This is a genomic window from Arthrospira sp. PCC 8006 (genome assembly GCF_046480465.1).
Classification (GTDB): Bacteria; Cyanobacteriota; Cyanobacteriia; order Cyanobacteriales; family Microcoleaceae; genus Limnospira; species Limnospira platensis.
This window is the reverse complement of record NZ_PKGG01000099.1, coordinates 1-17,546: the sequence shown is the minus strand read 5'-3', so window position 1 is coordinate 17,546 and position 17,546 is coordinate 1. Positions and strand designations below refer to the sequence as shown.

23 protein-coding genes are annotated in these 17,546 nt (G+C 44.9%); 22 read left to right on the top strand and 1 reads right to left on the bottom strand.

From position 1 onward, the window contains the following. Window positions 1-1,091 precede the first annotated feature (1,091 nt). From B9T16_RS15160 to B9T16_RS15125, 8 genes are all read left to right on the top strand, one after another. Window positions 1,092-1,484: a hypothetical protein gene (locus B9T16_RS15160; protein ID WP_050856758.1), complete on the top strand. Its 393-nt coding sequence runs from the start codon at window positions 1,092-1,094 to the stop codon at window positions 1,482-1,484. Further along, the gene (locus tag B9T16_RS15155) at window positions 1,448-1,771 is read left to right on the top strand and encodes a CHAT domain-containing protein (protein ID WP_231852240.1); all 324 of its coding nucleotides are present in this window, start codon (window positions 1,448-1,450) and stop codon (window positions 1,769-1,771) included. The genes B9T16_RS15160 and B9T16_RS15155 overlap by 37 nt, the downstream gene beginning before the upstream one ends. 83 nt (window positions 1,772-1,854) lie before the next feature. Then, window positions 1,855-2,499 carry an Eco29kI family restriction endonuclease gene (locus B9T16_RS15150; RefSeq protein ID WP_410245156.1) on the top strand — a complete coding sequence of 215 codons (645 nt, stop codon included), beginning with the start codon at window positions 1,855-1,857 and terminating at the stop codon, window positions 2,497-2,499. Further along, a complete protein-coding gene (locus tag B9T16_RS15145) occupies window positions 2,492-3,640 on the top strand; it encodes a DNA cytosine methyltransferase (protein ID WP_410245155.1) in 1,149 nt (382 codons plus the stop codon). Before B9T16_RS15150 ends, B9T16_RS15145 begins: the two co-directional genes overlap by 8 nt. A 106-nt stretch (window positions 3,641-3,746) precedes the next feature. Continuing rightward, complete coding sequence (locus B9T16_RS15140) at window positions 3,747-4,247, top strand: hypothetical protein (protein WP_410245154.1); 501 nt, start codon at window positions 3,747-3,749, stop codon at window positions 4,245-4,247. Continuing rightward, the gene (locus B9T16_RS15135) at window positions 4,248-4,976 is read left to right on the top strand and encodes an SNF2-related protein (RefSeq protein ID WP_410245153.1); all 729 of its coding nucleotides are present in this window, start codon (window positions 4,248-4,250) and stop codon (window positions 4,974-4,976) included. It begins immediately after the preceding gene. Then, on the top strand, window positions 4,977-5,294 hold the full coding sequence (locus B9T16_RS15130) for a helicase-related protein (RefSeq protein WP_410245152.1): 318 nt from the start codon (window positions 4,977-4,979) through the stop codon (window positions 5,292-5,294). Between the two features lie 60 nt (window positions 5,295-5,354). Next, on the top strand, window positions 5,355-6,644 hold the full coding sequence (locus tag B9T16_RS15125; RefSeq protein WP_410245151.1) for a helicase: 1,290 nt from the start codon (window positions 5,355-5,357) through the stop codon (window positions 6,642-6,644). Window positions 6,645-6,816: 172 nt separating this feature from the next. On the opposite strand, the gene B9T16_RS15120 is transcribed toward B9T16_RS15125, so the two are convergent. Next, the gene (locus B9T16_RS15120; protein ID WP_231852077.1) at window positions 6,817-7,257 is read right to left on the bottom strand and encodes a transposase; all 441 of its coding nucleotides are present in this window, start codon (window positions 7,255-7,257) and stop codon (window positions 6,817-6,819) included. Between the two features lie 326 nt (window positions 7,258-7,583). On the opposite strand from B9T16_RS15120, the gene B9T16_RS15115 reads away from it, so the two are divergent. The 14 genes from B9T16_RS15115 (at window position 7,584) to B9T16_RS15050 (ending at window position 16,797) form a co-directional block, all read left to right on the top strand. Continuing rightward, window positions 7,584-7,841: a hypothetical protein gene (locus tag B9T16_RS15115; protein WP_006616659.1), complete on the top strand. Its 258-nt coding sequence runs from the start codon at window positions 7,584-7,586 to the stop codon at window positions 7,839-7,841. Window positions 7,842-7,859: 18 nt separating this feature from the next. Next, window positions 7,860-8,003 carry a hypothetical protein gene (locus tag B9T16_RS15110; protein WP_014274244.1) on the top strand — a complete coding sequence of 48 codons (144 nt, stop codon included), beginning with the start codon at window positions 7,860-7,862 and terminating at the stop codon, window positions 8,001-8,003. Between the two features lie 54 nt (window positions 8,004-8,057). Then, window positions 8,058-8,417, top strand: coding sequence for a hypothetical protein (locus B9T16_RS15105; protein ID WP_410245150.1), 360 nt, complete (start codon window positions 8,058-8,060; stop codon window positions 8,415-8,417). A gap of 144 nt (window positions 8,418-8,561) precedes the next feature. Then, window positions 8,562-9,122, top strand: coding sequence for a hypothetical protein (locus B9T16_RS15100; RefSeq protein ID WP_410245149.1), 561 nt, complete (start codon window positions 8,562-8,564; stop codon window positions 9,120-9,122). Window positions 9,123-9,124: 2 nt separating this feature from the next. Further along, a complete protein-coding gene (locus B9T16_RS15095) occupies window positions 9,125-9,814 on the top strand; it encodes an N-6 DNA methylase (protein ID WP_410245148.1) in 690 nt (229 codons plus the stop codon). Between the two features lie 221 nt (window positions 9,815-10,035). Beyond that, window positions 10,036-10,464 (top strand): hypothetical protein, encoded by a 429-nt coding sequence (locus B9T16_RS15090; protein WP_410245147.1) that lies wholly within the window; start codon window positions 10,036-10,038, stop codon window positions 10,462-10,464. After that, on the top strand, window positions 10,407-10,805 hold the full coding sequence (locus B9T16_RS15085) for an Eco57I restriction-modification methylase domain-containing protein (RefSeq protein ID WP_410245146.1): 399 nt from the start codon (window positions 10,407-10,409) through the stop codon (window positions 10,803-10,805). Before B9T16_RS15090 ends, B9T16_RS15085 begins: the two co-directional genes overlap by 58 nt. 30 nt (window positions 10,806-10,835) lie before the next feature. After that, window positions 10,836-12,389, top strand: coding sequence for a hypothetical protein (locus B9T16_RS15080; RefSeq protein ID WP_410245145.1), 1,554 nt, complete (start codon window positions 10,836-10,838; stop codon window positions 12,387-12,389). 724 nt (window positions 12,390-13,113) lie between these two features. Beyond that, complete coding sequence (locus tag B9T16_RS15075) at window positions 13,114-13,428, top strand: hypothetical protein (RefSeq protein WP_410245144.1); 315 nt, start codon at window positions 13,114-13,116, stop codon at window positions 13,426-13,428. 9 nt (window positions 13,429-13,437) lie between these two features. Continuing rightward, a complete protein-coding gene (locus tag B9T16_RS15070; RefSeq protein WP_081471131.1) occupies window positions 13,438-14,286 on the top strand; it encodes a DEAD/DEAH box helicase in 849 nt (282 codons plus the stop codon). 691 nt (window positions 14,287-14,977) lie between these two features. Further along, window positions 14,978-15,202: a reverse transcriptase N-terminal domain-containing protein gene (locus tag B9T16_RS15065; protein WP_410245143.1), complete on the top strand. Its 225-nt coding sequence runs from the start codon at window positions 14,978-14,980 to the stop codon at window positions 15,200-15,202. A gap of 21 nt (window positions 15,203-15,223) precedes the next feature. Beyond that, window positions 15,224-15,445 carry a reverse transcriptase N-terminal domain-containing protein gene (locus B9T16_RS15060; RefSeq protein ID WP_014274254.1) on the top strand — a complete coding sequence of 74 codons (222 nt, stop codon included), beginning with the start codon at window positions 15,224-15,226 and terminating at the stop codon, window positions 15,443-15,445. Beyond that, a complete protein-coding gene (locus B9T16_RS15055; protein ID WP_014274255.1) occupies window positions 15,405-15,635 on the top strand; it encodes a reverse transcriptase domain-containing protein in 231 nt (76 codons plus the stop codon). Before B9T16_RS15060 ends, B9T16_RS15055 begins: the two co-directional genes overlap by 41 nt. Beyond that, a complete protein-coding gene (locus B9T16_RS15050; protein WP_410245142.1) occupies window positions 15,625-16,797 on the top strand; it encodes a group II intron reverse transcriptase in 1,173 nt (390 codons plus the stop codon). Before B9T16_RS15055 ends, B9T16_RS15050 begins: the two co-directional genes overlap by 11 nt. Window positions 16,798-17,546: the final 749 nt, after the last annotated feature.

Below are 17,546 nucleotides of genomic sequence, written 5' to 3'. Positions count from 1 at the left end.
AATAGGCGTCGCACATATGCGTTAAGATTCAATAGCGAGCGGACAATATAGAGGCGGCGATCGCCTGCTTCCGAGCCGCCTTAGAAGTCTATACACCCTCCTCCTTCCCCCTAGACTGCCTCCGAACCGGAGGCGCTCTCGGCGACCTCGGCTACAACCTCCAAAACTGGGAAATCGCCATCGAAGGCTACAACCAAGCCATCCTTGCCATCGAACAAAGCCGCTACTGGGCCACCTCCGAAGCCACCAAACGGGAACTCATCGCCAACTCCCTTGATATCTATCAAAAAATGGTGCAAGCCTGCATCAACCACCAAGACTACGCCCAAGCCTTGCTCACTGTCGAACGCAGTAAATCCCGCACCCTCCTCGAACTCCTCGACAGCGCCAACCTCTACCCCAAAAACGCCACCGACGCACAAAAACAACGCATCAGCGACCTGCGCCGTCAAATCGCCATGTACCAACAACAACTCGCCTACACCTCCAGGGACACCCTCACCCCCACCAGCGAAAACAACCCCAACCAACCCTCACCGGAAACCCTCATCCGCCAACAACTCCAAGCCGCTAACCAGCAATTCCAAGACCTGCTCACCGAACTCGACGACCCCACCTTTACCCTCACCCAACAAGTCCCCGCCCAACTCCCGGACTTGCGCCGCCTCCTCCCGCCCCAAACTGCCCTCMTCGAGTGGTATCTCCCCACCGAAGCGGACTCCGGGTTTTACGCCTTCCTCGTCACCCGCCGAGACGAGCAAATCCAGATTACCCCCCACCACTTCAGCGCGGAAGACCGCCAACACCTCGATCACGCCCTCCAGGACTACCGCAGCGACTACGGAAAACGMTCCNTGGAATCAGCAACTCCCCCAACACCTGGAAACCCTCAGCGCCGCCTTGCAACTCCCCCGCCTTCTGGGTGAATTATCCCAGCTTCACCAGCTTATCCTGATTCCCCACCGGGAACTGCGCCTCATCCCCCTCCACGCGCTCCCTGTCCCCTCTTCTCCCCTCTCTGGCTCTGGGAGAGGGGCTGGGGGTGAGGGCAAACCCCTACAAGACGGGTTCCCGGTGCAATATGCCCCCAGTTGTCAAATTCTCAACAACCTCCAGCAGCGTCCCCCCTCAACGGGGAAACCATCCCCTTTTTCGCCATTCAAAACCCGACGGAAGACCTGGACTATGCGGAGTGGGGGGTGGAACTCTTACTGCGCCAATTCAGCCCCCATCAAGTCTTGCGTCGCGACCAAGCTATCCTGGAGAATTTAAGCCAACCCCAGACCCAAACCTTCCTGGAACAGAGTCACGCCGTCCACTTTGGCTGTCACGGTGAATTTGACGATCGCAACCCCCTCAACGCCTATCTGAGACTGACCAATCTTTCAACGGTCTTAATATTCCCCTCTGTCGCCTGCTGGTGCTGTCGGCTTGCAAAACTGGCTTGGTGGAAACCTCCCACACGGATGATTATGTGGGATTAGCCAGTGCGTTTTTCTACGCCGGAGCGCGAACGGTGGTGGCCAGTCTCTGGAATGTGGATGAACTGGCGGCGACTCTGGTGACCCTGCGCCTCTATCAAATTTTACCGGATTATTCCTCGGTGACAGTGGCTTTGCAAGCGGCTCAAACTTGGTTGCGGGGGGTATCTTGTGATGAGATTCTCGACTGGCTAAAACATGAGCAGAAGGCGACCCCGGAGGAAGTGGAAGAAGTGGAAGACCGTTTGAGTTTATTTGATGACCCTCCCTTTGCAGAGGCTTGTTATTAGTCTGCGTTTAAGGCGATGCAGCATAATCTGATATAATAAACGGTTATTACTGCCCTTATAGCAACTGATCTAAAGTTACCTTAATGAATAGTTGTGACCGCTCCAAGCATCTGTATATTTATCCTGATTTTGATGAAATAATCAAAGATACAATTCGCTTTTTTAATGGAACACCTGTACATCCCATATCTATCCAAGACCGTTTTCCAGGAACCGAAGTATATGCCATATATTGCATCAGAAAAACCGGGATTTATTCAAGATTTTATTTAATTAATGGGACGGCATTTCGCGCACCTATCTATGTAGGAAAAGAGGTTCCTAAAGGCTGGCGAAAAGCCATGCATTCCTTCTCTGTTAATTCTCAAGGCTATGAGCTAAACAATCGAATTAGAGAACATAGCCGCAGCATCAATCTTGGAGAAGGCTTAGAGCCGTCTTATTTTTTCTGTCGTTTCATGATTCTTGAAGGTAAAGAGAGTGATTTCATCGGTACTGTAGAAGCGGCACTAATTAGAATATATCAACAAATTTGGAACACTTTAATCGATGGATTTGGTAATCACGATCCGGGTAAAGGTAGATATAAACAAGCAAAATCTGACTGGGATGTTTGTCATCCAGGACGTTCTTGGGCTGACAAGTGTCAAGGAATTCATGCTGACAAAAAACAACTGCTTCAAAGTATTGAAATTTTCATGTCTGGATTGAGTGTAGAAGATGTCTAAATTGTCGGGTTTAGAGTTGTTTGCTGGTACGGGTGGATTAGCCAAAGGTTTAGAAATGGCTGGCATTGAGCATAAAGCCTTAGTTGAGATAGATCATAATGCTTGCCTAACATTAGCTGGTAACTATAAACCAGAATTGATTTATTATGTTGATATTCGCTCATTAAATTTCGCTGAATTTGGTCATATTGACCTCATTTCAGGGGGCCCGCCATGTCAACCCTTTTCTATGGGGGGAAAGCATAAGGGACATTTAGATCGGCGAGATATGTTTCCCTATGTGTGTAAAGCGATTAGGGTTTGTACACCCAAGGCATTTATATTTGAAAATGTTAAGGGAATTTTACGCCAATCATTTAGGCGTTATTTTGATTACATTATACTCAGATTGACCTATCCTGAAGTGGTGATTAGAGATTCTGAATCCTGGCAAGAACATCTAATCAGGCTGGAAAATACTAGAGATTTTGGTAGATATCACGGAGTTAAATATAATGTTGATTTTCGTTTATTAGATGCTGCGAATTATGGCATACCTAAACGTCGGGAGCGAGTTTTTATTGTAGGGGTCCGAGAAGATTGGCAACGAGAGTGGTCTTTTCCTCAAGAATCTCATTCTTTGGAGTCGTTGCTGTGGTCACAATATGTGAGTTTTGACTACTGGAATAATCATGGAGTTAAAGCATCAGCATTTGAAGACTTGAACCAAAGAACTAAGCAGAAAATTGCTCAACTCAGACAACAACCTACCCTGTTCCCTCCTCCCCTAAAACCTTGGAAAACAGTTCGGGATCAAATTGGGGAGTTGCCAAAACCTGATGCTGAAGGTAGTTTTGATGTAGAGCATATTTTAAGGGAAGGGGCTAGATCGTATCCGGGACATACTGGAAGTTATATTGATATGCCATCTAAAACTCTCAAAGCCGGAGACCACGGCGTTCCTGGGGGAGAAAATATGATTCGATATGAAGATGGCGCGATACGCTATTATACCATCTTTGAAGCTAAACGAATTCAAACCTTTGCTGATAGCTACAGGATTTGTGGATCATGGACAGAATCAATGAGACAAATTGGTAATGCCGTACCTGTAGAACTAGGTTATTACCTAGCTAAGTCTTTAGTGAAGACGATCGCTTGAACATCTCACTCCCTAGAGTCTCGGTGGGAAACAATAAACTCGGTTTCTGGGAGGGTTTGATGCTAAACTAATTTGAGGCAAATATGGTGTAATAATAAGCTAAAATATGTTAACAGATATTGCTMCAGGGGCACGAATTCTTTGCCGGGATGCTGAATGGTTGGTTAAATATGTGGCCCTGTCTTCTGATGGCGATCGCATTATTGAAGCAGTGGGAGTGTCGGAATTTCTCCGGGGTCGTCGTATTMGCTTCCTGGAAGAGTTGGAAAAAAAAGACAGGAAACGGGGTTTACAAGTGTTGAAACCCGAAGAGACTAATTTGGTTATTGATGAAACTTCTGGTTATGTCCGTAGTTTATTATTTGTTGAGGCTAATTTAAAGCAAACTATCCCGGAAGATGGGCGGATTTATTGGGGACATAAAGCCGCTATGGATGCCCTGAATTATCAGCTTATTCCGGCGACTAAAGCCCTACAAATGCCTCGCCAACGCTTGTTAATTGCTGATGCGGTGGGGTTTGGTAAAACTCTGGAATGTGGTATCCTGGTAACTGAGTTAATTGGGAGGAGGAAAGGTCGCCGGATTTTAGTGGTTACTACTAAGTAAATGATGGGGCAGTTTCAAAAGGAGTTTTGGCTGCGGTTTACTATTCCTTTGGTGCGTTTGGACTCTGGGGAAATTCAACGGGTGCGATCGCGACTTCCGGGAAATCATAACCCTTTTCACTATGATGACCGGACAATTATTTCTATTGATACCCTCAAACAAGACCGGGAATATCGCAGTTATTTAGAACAGGCTCACTGGGATATTATTATAATTGATGAAGCCCATAATGTCGCCCGCAGAGGTAAGGGTCAGTCGGCTTCGCAGCGGGCGAAATTGGCTGAACGTTTAGCTACTCGTTCGGATACTTTGATTTTGCTTTCCGCCACTCCCCATGACGGGAAACCGGAGAGTTTTGCTAGTTTGATGAATATGCTAGATCCGACGGCGATCGCTAATGAAAGTAACTACACTAAAGATGATATCCATGACCTCTATTTGCGGCGGTTTAAAAAAGATGTTTTGCGGGATTTAAACCAAAGTCTCCCTGAACGGAATGTGGAACCTGTAGAAGCGATCTCCTCCCCCCCAGAAGAGGCAGTTTTTCGGCAACTCCACGATTTGCAATTGGTCAGTATTGACCGAGGCAAAAGTGCCGGACAGCTATTTAAAACTACTCTCCTCAAGGCATTCTTATCTAGTCCGGCGGCGGGTCTGGAAACCGTGAAAAATCGCCTGAAAACTTTACACAAAAAGCTGGATATATCCACGAAATTAGACCAGGAATAATTGACTGATTTGGCGGCAGGTTTGGCGGCAATAGATAACGGGATTTTTTCTAAGTATCAGCGACTTCTTCAACTGATTAAAACTGAGTTTAATTGGACTAAAAAAGACCCGAAAGACCGCTTGGTAATTTTTACCGGACGTTGGGAAAATTTGCGGTTTCTGGAGGCGGAACTACCCCAAGACTTGCGCTTAAAACCAGAGGCGATCGCTCGTTTAGATGGGGGTATGGCAGATATTGACCAAGTGGAAATTGTCGATAAATTTGGCTATGAAAATTCCCCGGTGAGGATTTTAATTGCTACGGAAGTGGCATCATAAGGGTTAAAGCTGCACTATCTTAGCCATAAATTGATTCACTTTGATATCCCTTGGTCGTTGATGACTTTACAGCAGCGAAACGGACGGATCGACCTCTACGGACAAACTCGAAAACCGGAAATTCGCTATCTGCTGACTCGCTCCCAGGTTGAACGTATGGATGAGGTGGAGCGTATTATTAAAGTCCTTTTAACTAAGGATGAACAGGCGATTAAAAATATTGGCGATCCTTCCGTATTTATGGGGGTATTTGACCAGGAAAAAGAAGAAAATTTGACCGCTGCTGCTATTGAAAGCGGAGTGTCGGCGGTGGATTTTGCAGAGGAGTTAGACCGCAACGCCAAGGGAGGGGGAGATGTCGATATTTTTAACTGGTTTGAGTCGGAGTCTTGGGATACTGATGAGGGGGTTTCCATGGACTCTAGCCAGGGTGAACCTCTGGTGGAAACGGGGAGTTTGTTAAGTCTATTTCCGTCAATTTTTCAGTTTACCGCTACGGCTTTAAGGTTCATTAATTCCCAGACCAGTCCGGTTCATAATCTCCAAATTAACGAAGATGAAGGGTTTATTGAATTGCAACTTCCTCAAGAGTTAAAAAGCCGTTACGATCGCCTTCCTAAAGAAATACAACCCCAGGATAATCGGTTATTATATCTTAGCGATCGCCCCGAAGATATGATGCGGGCCATGGAACAAGCGCGAACCGAAGACGCGGACTGGTCGGCTGTTCAATACCTTTGGGAATTGCATCCTTTGGTAGAATGGATTAGCGATCGCTGTTTATTTTATTTTGGCAGACATCAAGCACCTGTGATACAATTATCTCAGGGATTAGAATCCGATGAGGTGATTTTTATCTGCTTTGGTAGTTTCCCCAACCGCCGAGGAACTTCCGTCCTAAATCGCTGGGTTTCGGTTATCTTTAAACAAGGGAAATTTCAGCGGGTTGAACCCTTTGCGGAAACTCAGGAACGCACGGAATTAGGACGGCATGAGTTGCCGAATTCCGGGACGGTTAATATTGATGATTTACTCCATTTACGGAGTCCGGCTATTCAGCAAGCGCGGCAATATCTTCAGCCGGAAAGGAAACGGTTTCAAGACCAGTTAAATCCTCAGTTAGAGGCACAACGGGAACGCCTGGAAAGGCTGCAAGGCTATCATGTGGAACAGTTAGAGTTGCGGTGGGAAAGTGATAATATTTCGGCTAATCTGAAGCAGGATAAACAGCAGAAAGAACGCCATAAAATTGACAAGATATTCGAAGATTATCGCGATTGGGTAGAGTTGTCAATGACTACGGAAAGCGAACCTTATCTCAAGTTGATTTTTGTGATTCAGCAAGCATAGAAACCCGGTTTCTTTGTCGAGAAGTCTAGAAACCCGGTTGATTTGAGAAACCGGGTTTCTTATCCCCCCCACCAGAAACCGGTTGATTTGAGAAACCGGGTTTCTTATCCCCCCCCACCAGAAACCGGGTTTCTTATTTCCGGGTTTCTTATTTCCGGGTTTCTTTTAGCTTCTATTCATCAAGTAGTAAGTGCTGAATTGATGAGGTTTGGATATGACTTTCGACAAAAGACCGATAATCATTCACCGAATTAAAAAGCGATCGCACCCCATCAATTTTCGGCAAAGTTCCCCCACGCAATTGGAGATATTCGGGATAGCTAGAAAACTCCCAATCTTCGGGTTTTTTAACCAAATTAGCCTTAACTGGGTTGAAATGAATATATCGTGTTAAATGGAATAAATATTCATCATTATCAACAGCGATCGCTTGAAATCTACCTTGAAATAAACCGCCAACCCTGTCATACTGCTTGTTAATTGCTTTCACATAAGACAAGCTAAATTTTTGCATCACCTCAGAAAAACAATTCTGTTTAAAATATACCAATAAATGATAATGATTAGGCATCAAACAATAAGCAATAATATCAGCCACATTAGATTCAACCAAATATTTTCTAATCAGGCGCAAAAAATGAATATAGTTATCTTGGGTAAAAAAATAATTGGATGATTATTACCTCGATTATAAATATAGTAGTAATGACCCGTTTCAAAAACAATTTGGCGACGTGGCATTTCCAATCAACTCCCACAACTTCAACTTTTATAACTCCGTTAAATTTTAGCGCAAGAGAGGTCTAGAAACCCGGTTTCTTTTTCGAGAAGTCTAGAAACCCGGTTTCTTTGAGAAACCGGGTTTCTTGTTGGTCGTGAGTAGTGTAAAATGAAAATTTACAGGGTTTCTTTGACTATGAGCCGGGGTTATCGAATATTATGTTAATCGGAATTGCTAACGAAAATGAATTTTATGCCGCCTATTATTTGGATGCAATTTTAACCGAAGACCTAAAGACGATCACCTCGGAGGTGGGGGCAAATCAAGGGCCGCCGTCCCAGGCTTTGGGGAGGCTGCGGGGAGATTATTTTCGCCTTAAAACTCGCACCCAAACTATTAATATAGATAAAACTGAAATTCTCGGTCAGCAACGGCAGTTTTTTCGGCAGGTTTTGGAGGTTTTGGGGTATCAGTGAGAACCGGGGTTAAAGTGGTTGGATAATGATACCTTGCTCCCTATTTTGGCGGAAGTTAGACAGAGTTCTGGAATGCCAAATTTGTGGGCTTTGGAAGGGTTTAATCCTACCGGAGAACCTCTCGATATTCTCTCCCTGGAATTTGACCCTATTCAAAGTTAAGATTTCCCGGAATTTCGGGTCGATCGCTTTCAACAAACCTGGCTAAATTCTACCATGGAAGATATCGTAACTGATGTGGTTTTTGGTCAAAATGACCCCCCCCGCTGGGTGCTATTAATTAGTGTAGACCAGATAGCTTTAATTGACCGTTATAAATGGAATGCTTCCCGGTTGTTAAGGTTTGATTTAGAGCAGATTTTAGCCGATCGCGATCGCCATTCTTTGTTCGCTACCGCTACCCTGTTACACCGCGATCGCATTTGTCCAGCGGAAGGAATGGCGTTGTTAGATACCCTTGATGAAAATAGTCACCGCCATACTTATAGCGTTTCCGAAGACTTGAAATTTGCCTTACGGGAGGCGATCGAACTTTTGGTAAACGAGGTTATTTATTATCGGCGGAAAGTGGGGTAAAGGGTGTATTCCACCCAGGAACAAACCCAAAAGGGAGAACAGGAAATTGACCCCAACCTGTTAAAAATCCAGTGTTTGCGGTGGGTTTATCGACTGCTATTTATCTTTTATATTGAAGCGTGACCCGAGTTAGGTTATGCCCCCATGGGTTCTGATATTTATCGGGAGGGATATAGTTTAGAAACCCTGCGAGACTTGGAACAGGTGGAGTTACTTTCTTCCGAGGACTCCGAAGGCTATTATATAGATACCTCTATTCGTCGTTTATTTAAATTATTGTGGTTTGGATATCCTGAAGAAGACCATAAACAAGCGGAACTTTTGCCGAGGAAAACAGCCATTTATAATACCTTCCGTTTACCCGCCTTAAAAAGTCATCTGTTTGACCCCGAATATACCTCCATGTTAAACGGAGTCAGGTTTCGCAATTCCGTCCTACAGAAAGTCTTGGAATTGATGTCTTTGTCGCGGTCAGGACAAGGACGACGGGGACGCATTAGCTACGCGCAATTGGGGGTTAACCAGTTAGGGGAAGTTTACGAGGGTTTATTGAGTTTATCCGCTTTTTTCGCGGAGGAAAACCTCTACGAAGTTCAACCCGCCGCCAAAAAACCTCTACCAAGACAGACACCGAMGACGACGACGAAGACCAACCCACAGTTAAACCCAAAGCCGCGAAAGGTTCCCAACCACACAGTGAATTAGAGGTGGCTTATTTTGTTCCCGCTGACCGTTTGGAGGAGTTAAAAACCGAGGAGTTGGTGACAGACCCCCAGACGGGAAAAACTCCCCGCAAACATGAGAAAGGGAAATTTTTGTTTCGGTTAGCGGGAAGAGACCGCCAAAAAAGTGCCAGTTATTACACTCCCCAAACCTTAACCAAATGTTTAGTAAAATATGCTCTCCAATCACTTTTAGCCGACAAGACCGCTGACGATATTTTAAAGTTAACCGTCTGCGAACCAGCTATGGGAAGTGCGGCTTTTTTTAATGAAGCTATAACTCAATTAGCGGACGCTTATTTACAGCGAAAAGAGGAGGAACTTAATCAACGGATACCCCATGAAAACATCACCTTAGAGAAGCAGAAAGTCAAAATGCTGCTGGCTGACCGCAATGTATTTGGCATTGATAAAAACCCCATAGCCATGGAATTAGCCGAGGCTTCCCTGTGGTTAAATTGTATCTATGGGGAAAAAGACAGCCGCCAAATATTCGTCCCCTGGTTTGACTTGCAATTGCATTGTGGGAACTCCCTGGTGGGTGCGAGACGACAAATATACCCCCGCCAAAAGGTGAGTCAAGGTAAAAAAACCTCTCCTGGTGGGAAATGCCGCCGTCACCGATACCCCTGGGAGAAACCTTCCCGGAAGACGGTATTTTTCACTTTTTGTTAGGGGACCCAGGTATGGCTAATTATACGGATAAAGTGATTAAAAAACTCACCCCCGCCGCCATAAAACAGATTAACCAATGGCAGAAATAATTTATCAAAACTCCCCTAAATGCCGACCAAGCCGACTATGGGATATACCTATCAACTCGCATTGATGAACTGTGGCATACTTACGCCAAGGAATTAGCCACAATTCGCCAACGGACTACCGACAGATTAACGGTGTGGGGACAACCGGAACAGGAGAAACGGGAAGTTCCCCTAGCACAAAAAGATAAAATCTACGAACAGGAAAAACTCTCGCGGGGGGTGAGTAATTCATCGGATTATCGGCGGCTAAAGTTGGTGATGGACTATTGGTGCAGTTTATGGTTTTGGCCGCTAGAGGAGGCGGAAAACTTACCGAGTCGGAAGGAGTTTTTCAGCGACATAGGGATGATTTTAGGGGTGACGGAAATGGTATCCTCCCAACAGTTATCTTTATTCCCGGAAACTCAAACACCCCAGCAAGCGGAGGATTTTATTAAGAAATTTGGTTTTGTGGACTTGGAGAAGTTCAAGGGTTTTTCCCTCGGTTGCAGTTGGTGGAAACTTTGGCGGAAACTTATAAGTTTTTCCATTGGGAGTTGGAATTTGCGGATATTTTCCTAGAGAGAGGCGGGTTTGATTTAATGATTGGTAACCCTCCCTGGGTGAAGATACAATGGCAAGAAGGGGATATATTGGGGGAATATGACCCGTTGACGGTGATTAGAAAGTTATCGGCGAGTGAGTTGGCGAAACGGCGGGAAGATTTATTTAGTAAATACCCAAAGTTACAAGCGGCATATCTTCAGGAATATGAAGAGTCACACGGAACCCATAATTTCCTCAACGCGGTGCAAAATTATCCGTTATTGAAAGGGTCGCAAACCAACTTATTTAAGTGTTTCCTTCCCCAAGCCTGGAATTTTGGCAAGTCTGGCGAGGTGTCGGGTTTCTTACACCCATAAGGGGTTTATGATGACCCCAAAGGGGGAACTTTGCGCCGGGAATTATATCGGCGGTTAAAAGCACATTTTCAGTTACAGAATGAGATGAAAGGTTCTTTGTTTAAAGATGTTCATAATGAAACAAAATATAGTATCAATATATATAAGAAACCCCGTAGTCAGGATGATACAATTATTCGCTTTGTTCATATTGCCAATATTTTCAGCGTTGCCACTATTGCCGAATGTTTTGACTCTCCGGGCATGGGTTTAATTCCAGGGATTAAAAATGATAAGGGCAAATGGGAAACCAAAGGTCATCCGAGCCGAATGATTAGCGTTAATTCCGAGACCTTACAGCTATTTGCGAGATTATATGATGCGGAAGGAACCCCCGCCGAGGAAGCGCGACTCCCGGCTTTACATTCGCAAAACTTAGTCAGTGTATTAGAAAAGTTTGCCACCCAAGAAAAGCTACTGGGTAATTTACAAGGTGAATATTATGCCCTAGAAATGTGGCATGAAACTAATGCTCAAAAAGAGAAGAAAATTCGCCGAGATACTCAGTTTGCGAAGTCTCCCCAAGACCTGATTTTATCAGGACCCCATTTCTTTGTCGGAACACCATTAAATAAAACTCCGAGAAAAGTTTGCACAGCTAATAATCATTATGATATTATTGATTTAACGGCAATTCCCGACGACTATCTACCGCGCACTAACTACGTCCCCGACTGTTCCCCTGCTGAATACCGTCGTCGCACTCCCTGCGTTCCCTGGGATGACCAAAAACCCGTCACTGAGTTTTATCGGGTAGTTAATATAGAAATGATTGGTTCATCAGCAGAAAGAACCTTTATTCCTGGTATGATGCCTCAAGGTATTGCTCATGTTAATACCTGTATAGGAACAAGTTTTCAAGAGACAATCAAAGCCGTTGACTTTCTGGCTATGGGAATGAGTCTCCCCATTGATTTCTTTGTGAAAACAACTGGAATGGGTCATGCAAATCAAAATATTTTAAAACTTCTGCCTTTAATTCCAGAAAACTTTACACTTAAACCCGCTTTACGAGTTCGCACTCTAGCGTTAAATTGCCTAACAGTGTATGATGGTGAATTATGGGAAGAATGCTGGGAGGAAGGATACCGTGAAGAGAGATGGACAAAAGGGGAAGACCGGCGACTGAATCAAAACTTTTTCGGTAATTTAACCCCAGAATGGCGAAATAACGCCTTGCGGAGTGACTACGAACGTCGTCAAGCGTTAGTAGAAATAGACGTATTAGCAGCCATGTCGTTAGGGTTAACCCTAGAGGAACTCATCACCATATACAGGGTACAATTCCCGGTGATGCAGCAATATGAAAAGGAAACCTATTATGATATGAATGGTAGAATAGTGTTCACGACCAGCAAAGGGTTAACGGGGGTAGGTTTACCGCGCCAAGGGAACGCGAAAAAGCAAATCATCGGTTGGGAAGACATCAAAGACCTCGAAAGTGGTATCATAGAAGTAACGGTTACCGACGACACGCTCCCCCAGAGTCCAACGACTCGGAAAATCGCCTACGAAGCGCCTTTTATATTATGCGATCGCATTTAGGACTACCGCACAGTGTGGGAAACAATTAACAATTAATAATTGATTTAGAGGAGATTCGATTATGGACACCATAACACACTATCGGCAAATTGTCAAAGACCCTTTATTCCAGCAGCCTATAAACCGGGTTTCTTTGAGAAACGGGGTTTCTTTATCCCTCCACCAGCCACCCCGGAAACCTCCTTTCTTACTCCAGCAGCCTATAAACCGGGTTTCTTTGAGAAACGGGGTTTCTTTACCCCCCCACCAGCCACCCCGGAAACCTCCTTTCTTACTCCAGCAGCCTATAAACCGGGTTTCTTTGAGAAACGGGGTTTCTTTACCCCCCCACCAGCCACCCCGGAAACCTCCTTTCTTACTCCAGCAGCCTATAAACCGGGTTTCTTTGAGAAACGGGGTTTCTTTGTCGTCCTTGGAGAAACGGGGTYTCTTATCCCCCCAGGAGCCGATCAACCCGGTTTCTTCCCCCCAATTGTTAATTATTGGTTATTAATTAAGACCACCCGGAAACCGGGTTTCTTTTTCGAGAGGTCTAGAAACCGGGCTTCTTTGAGAAACGGGGTTTCTTATCCCCCCCAGGAGGCGAGAAACCGGGTTTCTTATCCCCCCAGCAGCAGCGACCCGGGACGGAAACCTCGTTTCTTGGTCGAGAGGTCTAGAAACCCGGTTTCTTATCCCCCAATTGTTAATTGTTAATTATTAATTATTAATTAAGAGAAGAGAGATGTTTCCTTCAGTTGTAGCCGCCCAAATTAGGAACTGTGTTTCCGACTATTTGATAACGACGTTTCGACCGACAACGCCAGGGTTCCAGGGGTTGATTGAACGATTCCTGAAAACGGCTAATAACCTCTATCGAGGACCTTATGTTTCGGTGGGTTTACCGTTTCGACAGGGTACAATTGGCGAGGACTATTTCCCGGAAATTCCCCTGAGTTTTATCCCGTTTTTGCACCAAGAACGCGCTTTTAATCGCCTCAGTCCCCCTAACTATCAGTCAACTATAATCGCCACGGGGACGGGTTCGTGGAAAACGTAATGTTTCTTAATTCCCCTCCTAGAACATTGTCGCCAACAGGGGAATAAACCGGGGATAAAAGCCATTTTAATTTATCCTATGAACGCTTTAGCCACGGACCAAAGTAAACGTATCGCCCAAATAATTGAGAAAACCCCGTCGCTAAAAGGTCAGGTTACGGCTGGGTTATATGTAGGGGAAAAAGACGAAAAACCCACGCGTGTGATGACCCCAGAAAAGGTGATTACTGATAAAGAGATGTTGCGAAAGTCTCCCCCAGATATCCTGCTGACTAACTATAAAATGTTGGACTATCTGCTAATTAGACCGGACCTTCAAGCTTTATGGACAAATAATGAACCGGAAACTTTGCGCTATTTGGTAGTTGATGAATTCCATACTTTTGATGGCGCACAGGGGACGGACTTGGCTTGTTTGTTGCGTCGGCTAAAACACCGCCTAAAAACTCCCCCAGGACATTTGGCTTGTGTGGGAACTTCGGCGACTTTAGGGAACAAAAGTGATAAAACGGAAATCTTAGCATATAGTAAAACTATCTTTCAAGAAGAGTTTGAGGCGGCGGCTTTAATTGAAGAAGACCGCCTAAGTGATGGGGAATTTTGGGGGAATGCTTTATTAAACGTCCTCCCCCTACCGAGGTTAGAGGACTTGGAAAAACTGCAACCGGACAACTACACCGACCCGGAAAACTATCTACAAACTCAAGCGCAACTTTGGTTAAACCCGACTACAGAAACGGATACTTTTATTAATAAACCCATAGACGACCAGTGGCGGGTAGAATTAGGGAAGGAACTAAAAAGCCTCCCAATTATCCATAATTTAATCAGGGGTGCGAGACGTTCAGGCATGAAATAGGGATGAGATACCCGAAATAGCTGCCTGGTGGAGATTTCAGCCCCTTGGTTGAATACAAGAGGCTTGCCTCTGACCATCTCCATAACTGTTTATATGTCCCAACGTTTGGTATATAAATATACAAAACAAGGCAGGGAACCCAAGGTCAAAACGAACTAACTCATACAAATTCCTTATAAGGAAGCCCAGAAATGGATAAGTAAAGTTAGGAAATTAGGGTAACGGCGATAGCCACCCCCAGTTTTGGGAACCACAACCCCAGGATTGAAGCGGGGAACGGAAGGCGTGAAGTAGAACCTACTACCAGATGCGACCACTGCCAACCATCCATGATTAGGGAAACCGAATGTCCGGCTTGAACCATCGTAAGAATTAAGTAGCGAAATAGGTTGACACGCTGCGCTCAAAAGAGCAAGGGGAAGAGTAGGAATATCCTTGAATTACCTACATAGACCTTTAAAAGTACCCCGATGGAAAGGACAAATCTAAAGATGGAATGCCCATATAAACGGAACGTTTTAAGTCCTCCTGGACTCTGATTATCTGGTCGAGATATCAGTAGGGATAAGTGTAACCGCAAGTCCTAGAGGATGTGAGAAGTGACCAGAAGCCAACGCCCAACTGTAATGGTAGGGATATGCTAACAGGTCACGGTTTGATTGTAAAGAAATAGAGCCTAGTAGGTGTACAAATGGCGATAGCGAGTTTAAAGAAAGGGTTTGGGAAACCAAAACCAATCAAGACTACGAACAACGCATGGAAGGCAGTCCCATGGACTAAGGTTCAACGGAAAGTTTTCAAGCTCCAAAAGAGTATATTTCAAGCAGCTAAATCGGGACAAAATGCTAAGGCACGAAGGTGGCAACGTCTATTGGTGAAATCATATTATGCCCGGATCTTAGCAGTGCGGCTGTAGGGGCGGGTTCCACGGTCAGCCATGCTTCCCAACAGTCAGCTTAATAAACCCGCCCCCCAAGATAACCAAGGCAAGAAGACAGCCGGTGTTGATGGAGTAAGAGTAATCTCTCCAAGACAAAGGTTGGAACTGGTCAAGAACATTAAGGGAAACCTCAAAGCAAAACCACTGCGACGGGTTTGGATTCCAAAACCTGGTAGGGATGAAAAAAGCTGGAATAGGAATACCCACAATTCAAGATAGAGCAAGGCAAGCCTTGGTTAAGTCGGCTCTCGAACCTGAATGGGAATCGAGATTTGAAGGCACAAGCTACGGGTTCCGTCCCGGACGGTCAGCCCATGACGCAATTAGCAGAATTTACACTGCCATAAATCAAGGACAATATTATGTTCTCGATGCCGATATAGCAAAATGCTCTTACCGTGAACCATGATTACCTACTGTCCAAAATTCATTGTCCAAGCCGCCTAAAAAGAGACCTGAAACAATGGCTCCAAGCGGGAGTGCTAGATAAAGGTGTATTTGAGGATACAGAAGCAGGAACACCTCAAGGAGGGGTAATAAGTCCAATACTCGCCAACATCGCACTGTTGGGAATGGAAAGGCTAGTTAAAGGAATGTATCCAAATAAAGGCACAGCCACCCAGGTGAACCTTATAAGATATGCCGATGATTTTGTGGTCATCTCCAAAGACCTAGGAATCATTGAACAGTGCCAAACTGCTATTTCTGAATGGCTAAAACCTGTAGGCTTAGAAATAAAATCTGAAAAAACTCGAATCTGCCACACGCTCAAATCTACTGAGTATGATGGTAAAACAGAAAAACCAGGGTTCGACTTTCTAGGATTCAATATCAGGCAACATCCAGTAGGAAAATATAAATCTGGGAAAACAGGCGGGGCAGCAAGCCGATTAATCGGACATAAAACCCACATAAAACCCAGCCATAAAGCAGTTAAAGCCCATACAGAAGTGATTAAAGGTGTAATCAAACAACATAGAACAGCACCTCAGTCAGCCCTGATAAAACATCTAAACCCGATTATTCGGGGATGGTCAAATTACTACTCAGCGGTAGTCTCAGCAGAGACCTTCAATAAGCTAGACCTCATAATCTGGTTAATGTTACGGGCATGGACAGCATCAAGATGCAAAGGGGTGAACTACGAAAAGCTGAGGAACTATTTCAGACATGGAACGGTTAAACTTAGCAATGGGAATGAAAGACAGGAATCTTGGTTATTCCAGACCAAAGAAGGACTCCAATTATGGAAACATAACTGGACCCCAATTGTCAGACACACCTTAATACGCCCCGACGCAACACCATACGATGGAAATTGGACTTACTGGGCAACCAGGAGAGGACAAGCAATCGATACGCCAAATAAGGTAGCAAAACTACTTAAAAAGCAAAAAGGCAAGTGTACCTGGTGCGGGCAATTCTTTACCCCATTAGATTTAATTGAAGTAGACCACATTGTACCTAGAAGCCAAGGCGGAAAGGATGAATACAAGAATCTTCAATTATTACATCGCCATTGTCACGATGATAAAACAGCTCTTGATGAAGAGATGATGCTGTACTCTTAACAAGGAGACGGTCAAACTAGGAGCCGTATGAGGTGAAAGTCTCATGTACGGTTCTGCTGCTGAATGGGAGGGGTAGACCGTGAGGTCTATCTCGACCCCTAATCAAGGCAGGGAACCCAAGGTCAAAACAAACCAACTCATACAAATTCCTTATAAGGAAGCCCAGAAATGGATAAGTAGAGTTAGGAAATTAGGGTAACGGCGATAGCCACCCCCAGTTTTGGGAATCACAATCTCAGGACTGAAGCGGGGAACGGAAGGCTCCGAGGTGCAACCCAACACCAGAATCGAGACCACTGCCAACCATCCATGATTAGGGAAACCGAATGTCCGGCTTGAACCATCGTAATAATGTAGTAGCGAAATAGGTTGATACGCTGCGCTCAAAAGAGTAAGGGGAAAAGTAGGGGCTTCTATTTACTACCTACACAGACCTTTAAAAGTACCCCGGTGGAAAAGACAAATCTAAAGATGGAATGCCYATATAAATGGAACGTTTTAACCCCTTTCAGGCTCTGACAATCTGGTCGAGAAAGTCAGTAGTAAAAGTGTAAGCGCAAGCCTATTAGGGGGTGAGATGTGACCAAAAGCCAACGCCATGCTGTAACAGTAGGGATATGCTAACAGGTCACGGTTTGATTGTAAAGAAATAGAATCTAGTAGGTGTACATATGGCGATAGCGAGTTCAAAGAAAGGGTTTGGCAAAACCAGACCAATCAAGACTACGAACAACGCATGGAAGACAATC

Coding starts and splice junctions, on each gene's coding strand:
- B9T16_RS15150 (WP_410245156.1), top strand. CDS start 1,855: ATGAATAGTTGTGACCGCTCCAAGCATCTGTATATTTATCCTGATTTT.
- B9T16_RS15145 (WP_410245155.1), top strand. CDS start 2,492: ATGTCTAAATTGTCGGGTTTAGAGTTGTTTGCTGGTACGGGTGGATTA.
- B9T16_RS15135 (WP_410245153.1), top strand. CDS start 4,248: ATGATGGGGCAGTTTCAAAAGGAGTTTTGGCTGCGGTTTACTATTCCT.
- B9T16_RS15125 (WP_410245151.1), top strand. CDS start 5,355: ATGACTTTACAGCAGCGAAACGGACGGATCGACCTCTACGGACAAACT.
- B9T16_RS15115 (WP_006616659.1), top strand. CDS start 7,584: ATGTTAATCGGAATTGCTAACGAAAATGAATTTTATGCCGCCTATTAT.
- B9T16_RS15105 (WP_410245150.1), top strand. CDS start 8,058: ATGGAAGATATCGTAACTGATGTGGTTTTTGGTCAAAATGACCCCCCC.
- B9T16_RS15075 (WP_410245144.1), top strand. CDS start 13,114: ATGTTTCCTTCAGTTGTAGCCGCCCAAATTAGGAACTGTGTTTCCGAC.
- B9T16_RS15065 (WP_410245143.1), top strand. CDS start 14,978: ATGGCGATAGCGAGTTTAAAGAAAGGGTTTGGGAAACCAAAACCAATC.
- B9T16_RS15060 (WP_014274254.1), top strand. CDS start 15,224: ATGCTTCCCAACAGTCAGCTTAATAAACCCGCCCCCCAAGATAACCAA.
- B9T16_RS15055 (WP_014274255.1), top strand. CDS start 15,405: ATGAAAAAAGCTGGAATAGGAATACCCACAATTCAAGATAGAGCAAGG.